Source organism: Synechococcus sp. LA31 (assembly GCF_018502385.1).
Classification (GTDB): Bacteria; Cyanobacteriota; Cyanobacteriia; order PCC-6307; family Cyanobiaceae; genus Vulcanococcus.
Genome location: NZ_CP075523.1, coordinates 1,247,832 through 1,259,866 on the forward strand (window position 1 = coordinate 1,247,832; position 12,035 = coordinate 1,259,866).

Below are 12,035 nucleotides of genomic sequence, written 5' to 3' on the forward strand. Positions count from 1 at the left end.
ACCTTTGAACCGCTGCAACGCAGTGCTTGTGCTGGAAGATGCTGCTCAGTAGTCAGTCAATGGTGTGCAGCAGTCCATCCGTAGAAGCCTGTCGCTCTCTGGTGCTGCAGCTCTGGCACTGGCATCTATCCCTCAGGCGAATGCCAAGCCCATTGAGGTGGCTCAGGGCTCAGCCGACGACCTTGGGGTGATGAGCATCAGCCTCAAGGATGTGGTCAAGCCGCAGGTTGGCGTTCAAGGGCAGACCCAAGCAGCTGGCACCCCAAATGAGGCAGGCATTGGCGGCTTTCTACCGCTGGTGGTGGGAGACAACAGTGTGTTCTTCGCTGATGTGCAGGCGAATGTCAACTTCGCTGACATCAACAACTACTCCAGCATCATCAACACCACCGTTGCTGGCACCACCATCTCCACCTCATCCCGCCTTGGCTATCGCTGGCTCAATGGCGACCGTACTTGGATGTATGGCATCAATGCGGGCTATGACACCCGACCGATGAGCACAGGTCCTGCGGATACAGGTATCCCTGTCTACGCCTCACGCACGGCTTTCTTCCAGCAAGCTGCTGTCAACGCAGAAGCAGTCAGCGAGAAGTGGCGCTTCAATGCCTATGGACTGATCCCCGTGGGAGAAGATGACTATCAGCTCAACAGCGCCTACAAAGGTGGCGCACTCACAACCATTGGCATTGATGCGGGCTACAACATCACCCGCGACCTCACAGCATCTCTTGGCGGCTATTACCAAAATGGCGATTTAGATGATGACGGCAATCCAGAAGTAGACAATGTCGGCATCCTGGGACGCCTGGCTTACACCATCAATAATGAGGTCTCTATTGGCGCCAATCTTTCTTACGATGCCTCCTTTGACACTCGCTTCTCCGCTGATATCAAGTGGCGATTCAATACATATAGCAGTCCCGGCAAAGAACAAACCAAGACGAACAATACCATTAACGCCCTAACATCAACTCCAAACAATAGGGATGTGCGGGTGCACGACGGCGGGCCTTGCTTGACTGATTTATTTTGCTGGCCTTTTTAATTTGCAATTCTGGTGTTCTTAACCCTCCCTGCATACAGCCGCGTACATCGCACATCCTCAGGCCACCAACAGCAAAGCCCCAGCAACCGCAGTAGATTTTTATTTCATCAATAAACCAAATAATACCATCAGTCAGCCTCCAATCCCTGGCATCATTATTAACCGTTAAAGACTTGTCATTGGGGTTATCCAAAGGCTTCCCAAGGGTCGTTGGTCCGTGGGAGTGGATCCTTGGCTTATCGGATCAACCTTTGGGAAAAGCGACTACAGAGTGAAATTGTCGCTATTTACGCGGAGGTCCCAAACCTTTGCCCCTACTTCATCGTCATTATAGAATGCATCGACGGTAAACGTTGGCTTCTGCGCGGTATTTACAAGCACTTTGAGTTGAGCACCGAATGTCAAGGAATTGTCCAATAGACCTCCGTCGAGCATGCCCCAGTACGTCCTCCTATCAAATTTTCGGTCAAAATTATTGACCAAATAAAATATACTCTGATTTTTCTGGTCTATTCTCACGACATCTTGTCTGAGGGTCGTGAATTGGTCGGACTTTGCATTGGGCCACCCAATAGACGGATTATCAAATTTAAAGCCACCAAGCCCAGTATTGTTATCGGGCCCGGCCGGGTTGATGATGACATCAACAATGACATCAGATTTCCACCATAACGACCCCTCGATGCCGTCAAATCTGCCGCCGGGTTCAATATTGATGTTTTCATCGGGCTTGTTGTCACGATCATTATCGATCTTGACCTTAATCCGATCGCTAGAGTCGTTGATGATGTTGACCCTGGTGGGCAATACCAACTTGATTATGCAACTTGACCTATTCTAGCAGCAAAGAGTCAATAAGTCAAGCTAAAAGCTTTTCATTCTATGGTCTGACTATGCCTCTGTTCGCTTGATTGTAATTACTGTCTGGTGATTAGTATGATCCTGAGGAGCCAGATGGTCTTGCCGCAACGCACTACGGTGCAGCAGCTCGGCTGGCTACGGCTACTGAATGGCCTGGCGACAAAACGCAACCAACAACCCGATTAGGGGGTAGCCGCTGCCGAACAATTTGTTGGAACCTGATCTGGCAGAGGTGGAAACGGGTGTCCCCGCAGTGATGACACAACGAAACCCTCAGACAATGGGAACCTGAGGGTCGTTGGGCGGCGGAAATGAAACCTTGGCTTCTCTGAACCACCTTTGGGAGAAGCGACTACAGTGTGAAATTGTCGCTATTTATGCGGAGATCCCAAACTTTTGCCCCTGCTTCCGAGTCATTAAAGAATGATTCTATGGTAAATGTTGGTTTTGGCGCAGAATTAATAAGCAATGCTTGCTGAGCACCTACAGATAATTTCTTATTCAAAAGGCTGCTGTCGAGCTTGCCCCAGTATTTCTTGGGATAAGATTCGCTTCGGACACGTATGTAGCGCAATTCATAATCACTAGGAACTTCAAAGAGGCTCGTAAAATCATTAGATTTTACTTTGGGATAATCTATAAACGGATTGTCGAATTTAAAGCCACCAAGCCGAGTATTGTTATCGGGACCGTCAGGGTTGGTTACGAGATCAACAACTACATCCCATCCAGATCCATCGACTGACCCCTCGATGCCGTCAAGCCTGCCGCCGGGTTCAATATTGATGATATCATCGTATTTTCGATCACGATCATTGTCGATCCTGAGCTTGATCCGCTCACTTGAATCGTTGATGATGTTGACCCTGGTGGGCAATACCAACTTGATTATGCGACTTGACCTATTCTAGCAGCAAAGAGTCGATAAGTCAAGTTAAAAGCCTTTCATTCTATGGTCTGACTCAGGGTTGATTCAAAGTGTGTCACAGGCTGTCTTGGCGGGGCTGCAAGCATGGGTTGAGGTCGGTGGGATTGCCCCCTCTCAGTGCCCCAAAGCGTTTCTGCCGCAACCGATCTCGACCTGATCAGCTTCCTCAAGGCGATCCCTGATGCCCGGATGCGTCGAGGGGTTCGCATCCCGGCCTGGTATTTGCTGCTGGTAGCGGTGCTCGGCATCCTGAGCAAATGCGAGAGCCTGCGCGATCTGGAGCGCTTTGCCCGACGCCACCACGCCGTGCTGAACGAGGCCCTTGGCCTTGAGCTCAAGCGTCCTCCCTCCGATTCCGCCTTCCGCTACTTCTTCCTGCAGGTGGACGTGGCTGCCGTCTGCGCCGCCATCCGGGATTGGACCATCGCCCAGATCCCAGGTGGGGCAGGCGATCTCGATCAGTTGATCTGTGACGGCAAGACCCTCCGGGGCTCGATTGAGCCCACCAGTGGTGGCGGTTCTGCGTTCATCGCCCAGGTGACGCTTTACTCGGCAGCCTTGGGTATGGCGATCGCTCAGGCCTGCTACGCCACTGGAGAGGATCACGAGCGCGCCGTGCTCCAGAAGCTGCTCGGGGAGCTCGACCTTGAGGGCGTGCTGATCCAGGCGGATGCGCTCCACACGCAGCAAGCGTTTTTCGACAACTCAAGGAGCAGGGGGCCGACTTCCTCCTGACGGTCAAGGCCAACCAAAAGAAGCTCTACCGGCAGATCGCCGATCAGCTGCTTGGAAAGCGCAAGATCCCCTTCATGGCAACCGATCACGAGATCGGCCATGGCCGTGACATCCGCTGGACGTTGAGGGCGAAAGAAGCTCCGGAGCACATCAAGGCCAACTGGCATGGCACCAGCTGGATTGCCGAGGTGATCGCTACCGGGATCCGTGATGGCAAGCCGTTCAAGGCGACGCACCGGTTCATCACCAGCCTGCGCACCACCCCAGATGCACTGCTGCGACTGGTGAGAGAGCGCTGGAGTATCGAGAGCTGGCACTGGATTCGTGACACCCAGCTGCATGAGGACGACCATCGTTACCGCGGCAACGGTGCCGGCGTGATAGCAGCGCTGCGCACCGCTGGCCTCAACCTGCTGCGCTTAGCCGGTTTCGACTCGATCCGGGAGGGTCTGCAGGCAGTGATGCATGACATCACGGCACTGCTGGCGATGGCGACGCGGCAACCACGGCAAAGGCCAGCATGAAACTTTGAATCAGCCCTGTGGTCTGACTATGCCTCTGTTCGCTTGATTGTATTTACTGTCTGGTGATTAGTATGATCCTGTGGAGCCAGATGGTCTTGCCGCAACGCAGTACGGTGCAGTAGCTCGGCTGGCTACGACTACTGAATGGCCTGGCGACAAAACGCAACCAACAACCCGATTAGGGGGTAGCCGCTGCCGACCAATTTGTCTGAATCTGATCCGGCAGGGCTGGCGACGGGTGCCGCCGCAGTGGTGAGACAACAAAACCCCCAGGCCATGGGTACTTGAGGGTCGTTGTGCGGCGGGAATGAAACCTATGCTTCTCTGAACCACCGTTGGGTAAAGTGACTAAAGCGTGAAATTGTCGCTATTTATGCGGAGATCCCAAACTTTTGCCCCTGCTTCCGAGTCATTAAAGAATGATTCGATGGTAAACGATGGCTTTGGAGCGGAATTTACAAGTACTATCTCTTGAACGTCAAATGACTTGGAATTGTCCAAGAGTCCTCGGTCAAGCATACCCCAGTGTGTCCTATTACGAAATTCTCGGTCGATTTCTCTGGTCAAAGAAAATAAATACTGCTTTCTATCGCCTATTCTCAACACGTCGTATGTGAGGGTCGTGAATTCGTCGGATCTTACATTGGGATATCCAAGAGACGGATTGTCGAATTTAAAGCCACCAAGCCTAGTATTGTTGTCAGGACCGCCAGGGTTGGTTATGAGATCAACAATTACATCATATCTGCCCGATCCCTCGACTGACCCCTCGATGCCGTCAAGTCTGCCACCGGGTTCAATATTGATGATTTCATCGAGCTTGCGGTCACGATCCTTATCGATCTTGACCTTAATCCGATCGCTAGAGTTGTTGATAATGTTGACCCTGGTGGGCAGTACCAACTTGATAGTGCAAGTTTAACTCTTCTAGCAGGGAAGAGTCGACAAGTCAAGTCAAAAGCTTTTCATTCTATGATCTTAATATGCCTCTGTGCGCTTGATTGTATTTACAATCTGGTGATTAGTTTGGTCCGGAGGAGTCAGATGGTCTTACTGGGACGCACTACAGTTCAGCAGCTCTTCAGGCTAGCGCTACTGAATGCCCTGGCGGCAATACATAGCCACCAGGCTGATTGGGGGTTGGGCGTTGCAGAACAATTTGTCGGTACCTGATCTGGCAGAGGTGGAAGCGGGTGTCCCCGCAGTGGTGACACAACGAAACCCTCAGGCAATGGGCACCTGAGGGGCGATGCGGGTGAGCAGTAGATGAGGCCCTGTGGCTGGCCGCTCACCACTGCATCAGTTCTGCCTCAGGTTGATGCCAGGGGGCAACACCCTCGTTGTACCCACCAGCTCTAGGAGGCCAGCACGTGGGGACTGGCCAATCAGGCGCTCTGCAGCCTCATCTCCTCTGTTTGGCGTTCCAGCCAATACGCGGCTGTGTTGGAGAGGGAGTGACCTTGTTCATCACTGACCTCCAGCAGGGCCTGATAGGTCGACCAGGGCACCGTGATCCTCCGCGCCTTTCCACATGGCACCTTGCACCGTGAAGGCGATGAACAGGCCAAAAGCCTGCAGGAGCCAGATGAGCGGGTCGTATACTTGCAGAGCTTTGCAGCAATGGCTGATTAAGCACTGGTTTGCACTCACCAACAGCCTGTTCTGGCTTGTGGTTGGCCTTGAGGCGGTGATCACCGTCACCGTGCTCCAATCGCAGGTGTACCAGCTGCCCTGGTTCGTGAGCTCCCGGGCCGTGGCGGGGTGGCTCTTCTGCACCTGGTTGCACCGGAGCCTGCAGCAGCGGCCGCGCTGGCGCGCCCTCAAGGGCTGGCAGCGGGCTGCCCTGGTGATCAGCCTGCTCAGCGTTTTTGCCATCGGAAGTTCACTGCTCATCCGCGGTGTACGGCTGGCCATTGGCGATGTCGACCCTGCAATGAGCGCTGTGAAGTTCTGGGTGTATGTGCTCGGACTGGAACTGCGCCTGATGGTGTGGGCTGGCTTCTATTTACTGATTGCCGAAAGCCGGGAGCGGCTCCAGGTTCAGGCACGCCATGCCGCCACGGAACTGGCCATGAGCCGCGCCCAGCTCAGCTTGCTCTCCGCCGCCTTTCAACCCCACTTTCTGATGAATGCGATGAACGCCCTCATCGCCTGCCGCCATGATCCCGATGCGGTGGAAAGTGCCGGCGAGGGTCTTGCCGGCTATCTACGCTATACACTCGATCGCAGCGAGTCAGAATGGGAGCCGCTGGGTGCACAGCTTGAAGCCCTCAGTAACTATCTGAGCGTTGAAGAACTGAGGTTTAGCAGTCGCCTCCATACCCGCGTTAACAGCGATCCACATCTACTGCAGCAGGTAGTGCCTCGTTTTCTCCTGCAACCCCTCGTTGAAAATGCAATCAAGCACGGCGCGATCAACGGCTACGGCACCATGCAACTCCTGATCAGCCTCGAGCAGGAGTCGGGTCGACTGCAGCTCCAAGTGAGCAACAACGGTGAGATCGCCCCCGCCGCCAGCCACAACCCAGGCGTGGGCTATGGCCTGAGCAGCCTGCGTCAGCGGCTCCAACTGCACTACGGCGACCAAGCTGAGCTGTCCCTGATGCAACAGGGGGCCTGGGTGGTCGCCACGATCCTCCTCCCACTGCGATGAAGTCCACACTCCACGCTCTTTTGGTGGACGATGAACCACCAGCCCTGCAACGGCTCAGGCAGCTTCTCGAGGCCAATGAAGAGGTGGAGGTGGTGGCAATGGCAAACAGCGTGATCGAGGCCATCTCGGTGCTTCAACACCAGCCTGTGGATGTGGTGTTTCTGGATCAGCGCATGCCAGGCGGCGATGGAAGTCAACTGTTGCCTGTCCTGCCCGAGGGGGTGGAGGTGATCTTCACCACAGCCCATAGCGACTATGCCGTGCATGCGTACGAAGCCGGCGTGCACGACTACCTACTCAAACCGGTTCAGGCCGCCCGCCTTTCCCTGAGCCTGGAGCGCCTGAGGCAACGCCGGCGACCCAGCCAGGAGAGCACCGAAGACAGGTCGGCCGGCTTGTGGGTGGAGGAAAGCGATGACGGGCAAGAACGGCGCCGCTTCGTGGCGTTCGCGGAGATTCTCTGGGTGTCCGCCATGCAGAACTACTCCCACCTGCAACTGCGCGAGGGATCCGGCGTGATGCTCAAGCGCCCACTCAAACACTGGGAGGAACAGCTGCCCGCCGTGCAGTTTTTGCGGCTCGATCGCTCCACGATCGTGCAACTGAGCCTCATCAGCGTCTGCGAGCGGCAGTCGCGCAGCTGCACGCTATTGCGCTTTGGCAGAACAACTGAGGCACCCACCCTGGCGGTGGGGAGCACCGCGGCGATGCGGCTGCAGCAAGCGCTGTGGTCCGGCCGATGACAGGCATCGGCCTGCTGCAACTGCTGCGCTCCTGGGGCAAGCAGGAGGCCACCTCTGCCAGGAAAGTTGACGCCTCTCCATCAAGCCCCCGGGCTGAGAAAGTGTCGAGATGGAGAGGCGTCAACGCTGTTGGCATATGGAGTAGCAGCAGGACATGTTCGCAAATAGATCGAAACCGTTCGAAGAAATACCCAAAAGCAATCCACCCCTTAAAGACGAGATATACACATGAAATTCATAGAACCTTATAAATGCGGCCCTAGATACTGACAACCCACGAGCTGCGATTACAGATCTTCAAAGACTCCATTTCCACAGCTCATCACAACACGTTGTACTGCGAAAACACTGGAATAAGCCCGCCTCCAGATACGAGGCTGTTAAGCTCATCCGATGTTAGGTCAAAAGTTGAAAGGCCAACGTCGTTCTGACCCCAAGGGTTGGCAATCTTAAACATGCCTGAATCCAAGGAGTAATCCACAACAGCATATGCGTGTCCTTTTACAAATCGTATTTTACCCGGCATCTTTTCTGCTTTAAGAGAAAGGAGCATCATGGCACTGCCATTTTCATATCGCCTGCCCAACTCATCGGAAGGCTGAACGTCCAACGGCATAGCGCCCCGAAGAGATTTCGCAAGAATCGAACTATAATCATTATCATTCATTTTGCGATTGACAATATCTTCATTTTTGAATAAAACAAATTCACTGCCGGTAATACTATCATTTGGTCTGGCCGTTATACCGAGATACGGAAAGCCAAACTCCTCGCCTCCCAAATATCTAAAAACAGCTGCATCACCATATTCTATAGATCTGTAAGAATTGCTCTGATCTGCACGAGCGAACACACCGATTTCATTCGCTTGGGCATAGGCTTTTTCTAGCATCCCTGGCCAAAGGATGTTCGTCAAAGGATCACGAAACATTGATCTAGAATCAGATCCAGAAAAAGCAAGCCCTCCCCTGCTGTCTATTGGAAGAGAAGAAGGATCAACAGTAACCCAAACCGGCTGGTTGTCCGTGCCATAGAAACGAACACCATACGTACCATTGCCATTATCGAGAAAAAGACCTTGAAAAATATCCGGATGCCTATTGGCAATATCCATGAGACCTGCAAGGAAATAGCAGGTTCCAGCCGTTCCCTGTGACACCTGCTCATAAGTAGGAAGACCCTCAAAAACTGGGCCATTCGCAACTCCATACTTAAACATTTGAACCCGATTAATGCCTTGTGCTGCGTCCCCATCAATCACAGTTTTTGGAGAGTCTTGTCCATACAGCCATTTTTTTACGAGCTTATTGAAATCACGTCGTGATGAGCCGATCTGCAAAGAACCGAGCGCCACACGTTCCGACTCCCCCCCTGTCCACCACTGATTGGCGCGATTATAGCCAACAGCAGAATTATAGATATATTGATAATAGTCCCTGTAGCCGGGGTCAACAAATTTTTCGAGCTTGACGCCAATTCCTTGTAGGACCTCGAAGTCGTCAGCACTGACAACTCCGTCTTTATTGACAAATGAAAGAGCAAGATCACCCATTTCACCAATCTCCAATATCCCGTTATCTCCCGAAAACTTCTTGAGAAGATTGCTGGCCAGGGTCAGCGCATCTCTATCGGCAGCAAACGCATCATCGCCCTCGCCCGGGCGATCAAACTCGTCGTCAACCGAAAGATCGTCAATATAGAGGTCGTAGGCAACGCCATCCTTGCCATGATCTGTATCATCAAACTTGACAACGATCTCAACGGTTTCTGATCTTGTCGCGGTCCACGTGATTCTACTACTGCTACTCCAGATATAGTCATCGGACCTGGCAATCATTTCACCATCCGCAATGCCAAGCTTGAGAACGATATCTTCAGAGGCTTTTCGAGCCAATGCATTCATTTGCAAGGTTTCACCTTTTCGCACCTCAAGCAGATAGCGATCTGCTTGGCCGCGCTGGGTTCTGCCGTCAACAACCGCAAAACCGTTTGCTTGAATTTGGTTCGCAAGCGACGACATTTGAGGAAGCGATAAACTGTGATCAAATTTAGATCATTCGTACTGATGTCCAGCTCCTCTAGTGCAGGTCTCGTTACCGGATAGGTTGATTTCATCCACACCGATCCCGGATGAGCTCCTCTTACGCTCGATAAGGCTCCAAACAGGCAACCCAAGCGCCCTGATCAGCCAGATACAAAGATCGGACATCCTGGCCCGCCGGAAACGCCCACAACAGGCTGCGCCCTTCCAACCCTGCCACCTCCAGGCCCACACGCCGGCTCCGGTTGATCACCACCTCCACCTGGTCGCCGCCCGGCGCACCCCGCACCAACCGCAGCCCCTGATCTCCATCGAGCCCCTGCAACACCTCCACCGCAAGCTCGGCTGAGCGCAGCGCCGGCTGCTCCCGCCGCAACGCCGCCAGCGAGGCGATGAACGCCCGCAGATCCTGGGGCCACGCCTGAGGATCGCCCCAGGGAAACGCCTCCCGGCAGCCCGGCTCCTCCCCGCCACTCAAGCCCACCTCCGTGCCGTAATACACGCAGGGCACCCCCGGCAACACAAACAACAGCACCAGCGCCAGCTTCAGCGCTTCCACATCACCCTGGAGCATGTGCAATGCCCGTGGCACATCGTGGCTATCGAGCAAGTTCAGCTGGGCCTGGTTCACGTCCGGCCGATACCAGCTCAAGGTTTCAAGAAGCACCTCCTTCCAGCGCTCACCGCTGAGGCAGCCGTAGGGAATCGCCTCACGGGCATGGCCGTGCTGCAGCCGGCCATCGGCCACCCAACCCAAACAACTCCAGGCCACCCGGTAATTCATCACCCCATCGAAGTGCTCGCCGCCCAGCCAGGCGCGCGCATCCCCCCAGATCTCGCCCACAATCCAGGCCTCAGGATTGGTCTCCCGCACAACGCGGCGAAACTCCACCCAGAAACTGGGCTCCACCTCATCGGGCACATCCAGCCGCCAGCCATCGATGCCGCGCTCGATCCAGTGGCGCCCCACCGCCAGCAGGTGCGCACGCACTTGGGGATTGGCATGGTTGAACTTCGGCAGCGCCGGATCACACCACCAGCTGTGATAGCCGCAGGCCTCACCCTTCTCCGGATAGGGCCTCAGAGGCCACTGCTCCGTGATGAACCAATCGGCATAGGGCGAAGACGCCCCGTTTTCCAGCAGATGGTGAAACGCCCAGAAGCCACGGCCGCAGTGGTTAAACACGCCATCGAGGATCAGCCGCATCCCCCGCCGCTTTAGCTCCACCACCAGCGCATCGAAGGCCGCATCACCGCCGAGCAGCGGATCCACCTGGAAGTAGTCGTAGGCGTGGTAACGGTGATTGGCCGCTGAGCTGAAGATCGGGGTGAGATACAGGCAGCTGATGCCGAGCTCCTGCAGGTGATCAAGGCCCTCGATCACGCCATAGAGGTCTCCGCCCTGGAAGCCCGTAGCCGTAGGAGGAGCGCCCCAGGGCTGCAGCGCCAGGCCCTGTTGGTGGGGCACTCGGCCACTGCGGCGGAAGCGATCCGGGAAGATCTGGCACACCACCGCCTCTGCCACCCAGGCCGGCGGTTGAGCCAACGCCGCTCGGAGATCCGAACCCACGGCACCACTGCAGCTCTCCATAGGGTGGCGCATCCATCTCTGCCCTGTGCTGCATGGCCAGCTCCAACCCCGGCGATGGCAACATCAGCTCCGTGGAGCTGGCGCGCTACCTCGAACAACGCGGCGAACTGAGCAAGCCCTGGATGCTGCAGCTGCTGCGGCTCACCAAGCTCAAGGAATCACGCGACTCCATGGATCCCCAGGAGTACATGCATGCCCTGCAGGAAGCCCATGCCGACCTGATGCGCCTGGGTGAGTTCTGGAAAGGCCGCGAGCAGGACGTATTCAGCGGACGCTACGCCCCCTCCACCGTGGTGGAGCCCCTGCCCGGTTCACCCGAGGATCGATGAACACGGCAGGCGATCAGCCCACAGCAGCAACAGCCATCTTCCCGATGGCTCCGCTGATCCGCTTCACCCTGATCAGCCTGTATCTGGCGCTAGTGCTGCCACTGCCCGTGCTTGCTCCGCCGGAACTGCAGGAATGGCTCTGGGCTGCGTTGCCGCTGGGGCTGGTGCTGATCCTGGCGCTGGTGAGCGAACAGGTAGAACTCAGCGATGGCGGGATCCGCGTCGGTCATCCCGTTTGGTGTGCTTGGTTGCTGCGTCGAGGCTGGGAGTTGCCGTGGGATGCCATCACCGGCCTCACCCCGGTGGCCACCAGCCAAGGAGGGCGAGTGTTTTACGTGAGAACAAAGGAAGAATCGGCCTATCTGCTCCCGCAGCGGGTACAAGCCTTCGACGACTTTCTGAGCCGCTTCAGCCAACACACAGGCCTCAACACCAGCTCCATCGGCCGGATCAGCCCGCCGTGGACGTATCAGCTCCTGGCGATGCTGTGCAGTTTGTTTCTGGGCGGCGAAGTGATCTTTCTCACAGTCAGTCTGGTTGGCTGATGTGCAGGATTCAACATTGCTAGGTTGAACCGATCGA

The 12,035-nt window shown here is 55.3% G+C and carries 10 protein-coding genes and 1 pseudogene; 6 read left to right on the forward strand and 5 right to left on the reverse strand.

Annotation, left to right across the window (positions count from 1 at the left end):
- Positions 1-64 precede the first annotated feature (64 nt).
- Positions 65-1,048: a carbamoyl-phosphate synthase L chain gene (locus KJJ24_RS06770; RefSeq protein WP_214342856.1), complete on the forward strand. Its 984-nt coding sequence runs from the start codon at positions 65-67 to the stop codon at positions 1,046-1,048.
- 264 nt (positions 1,049-1,312) lie between these two features.
- Here KJJ24_RS06770 and KJJ24_RS06775 read toward each other — a convergent pair whose 3' ends face one another.
- Entirely contained in the window at positions 1,313-1,861 is a 549-nt protein-coding gene (locus KJJ24_RS06775) for a hypothetical protein (RefSeq protein WP_214342859.1), read from the reverse strand.
- 400 nt (positions 1,862-2,261) lie between these two features.
- Positions 2,262-2,792, reverse strand: a complete 531-nt coding sequence (locus KJJ24_RS06780; protein ID WP_214342862.1) for a hypothetical protein — start codon at positions 2,790-2,792, stop codon at positions 2,262-2,264.
- A 234-nt stretch (positions 2,793-3,026) separates the two neighbouring features.
- On the opposite strand from KJJ24_RS06780, the pseudogene KJJ24_RS14940 reads away from it, so the two are divergent.
- Positions 3,027-4,096, forward strand: a pseudogene (locus KJJ24_RS14940) (ISAs1 family transposase).
- A 348-nt stretch (positions 4,097-4,444) separates the two neighbouring features.
- On the opposite strand, the gene KJJ24_RS06795 reads toward KJJ24_RS14940, so the two are convergent.
- On the reverse strand, positions 4,445-4,999 hold the full coding sequence (locus KJJ24_RS06795; protein WP_214342865.1) for a hypothetical protein: 555 nt from the start codon (positions 4,997-4,999) through the stop codon (positions 4,445-4,447).
- 682 nt (positions 5,000-5,681) lie between these two features.
- On the opposite strand from KJJ24_RS06795, the gene KJJ24_RS06800 reads away from it, so the two are divergent.
- A complete protein-coding gene (locus KJJ24_RS06800) occupies positions 5,682-6,749 on the forward strand; it encodes a sensor histidine kinase (RefSeq protein ID WP_214342869.1) in 1,068 nt (355 codons plus the stop codon).
- Positions 6,746-7,492: a LytTR family DNA-binding domain-containing protein gene (locus KJJ24_RS06805; RefSeq protein ID WP_214342872.1), complete on the forward strand. Its 747-nt coding sequence runs from the start codon at positions 6,746-6,748 to the stop codon at positions 7,490-7,492. The genes KJJ24_RS06800 and KJJ24_RS06805 overlap by 4 nt, the downstream gene beginning before the upstream one ends.
- A gap of 322 nt (positions 7,493-7,814) precedes the next feature.
- On the opposite strand, the gene KJJ24_RS06810 is transcribed toward KJJ24_RS06805, so the two are convergent.
- On the reverse strand, positions 7,815-9,512 hold the full coding sequence (locus KJJ24_RS06810) for a C2 family cysteine protease (protein WP_214342874.1): 1,698 nt from the start codon (positions 9,510-9,512) through the stop codon (positions 7,815-7,817).
- Between the two features lie 121 nt (positions 9,513-9,633).
- The gene (locus KJJ24_RS06815) at positions 9,634-11,124 is read right to left on the reverse strand and encodes a glycoside hydrolase family 13 protein (RefSeq protein WP_250545006.1); all 1,491 of its coding nucleotides are present in this window, start codon (positions 11,122-11,124) and stop codon (positions 9,634-9,636) included.
- A 32-nt stretch (positions 11,125-11,156) separates the two neighbouring features.
- Between KJJ24_RS06815 and KJJ24_RS06820 the strand changes: the two genes are divergently transcribed.
- The gene (locus KJJ24_RS06820; RefSeq protein WP_214342876.1) at positions 11,157-11,453 is read left to right on the forward strand and encodes a hypothetical protein; all 297 of its coding nucleotides are present in this window, start codon (positions 11,157-11,159) and stop codon (positions 11,451-11,453) included.
- A complete protein-coding gene (locus KJJ24_RS06825; protein WP_214342878.1) occupies positions 11,450-11,998 on the forward strand; it encodes a hypothetical protein in 549 nt (182 codons plus the stop codon). The genes KJJ24_RS06820 and KJJ24_RS06825 overlap by 4 nt, the downstream gene beginning before the upstream one ends.
- Positions 11,999-12,035 lie beyond the last annotated feature (37 nt).

Bases quoted from the DNA above. Each gene is read 5' to 3' on its own strand.
- KJJ24_RS06800 (WP_214342869.1), top strand. From the start codon at position 5,682: ATGAGCGGGTCGTATACTTGCAGAGCTTTGCAGCAATGGCTGATTAAG.
- KJJ24_RS06805 (WP_214342872.1), top strand. From the start codon at position 6,746: ATGAAGTCCACACTCCACGCTCTTTTGGTGGACGATGAACCACCAGCC.
- KJJ24_RS06810 (WP_214342874.1), bottom strand. From the start codon at position 9,512: ATGTCGTCGCTTGCGAACCAAATTCAAGCAAACGGTTTTGCGGTTGTT.
- KJJ24_RS06815 (WP_250545006.1), bottom strand. From the start codon at position 11,124: ATGGAGAGCTGCAGTGGTGCCGTGGGTTCGGATCTCCGAGCGGCGTTG.
- KJJ24_RS06820 (WP_214342876.1), top strand. From the start codon at position 11,157: ATGGCCAGCTCCAACCCCGGCGATGGCAACATCAGCTCCGTGGAGCTG.
- KJJ24_RS06825 (WP_214342878.1), top strand. From the start codon at position 11,450: ATGAACACGGCAGGCGATCAGCCCACAGCAGCAACAGCCATCTTCCCG.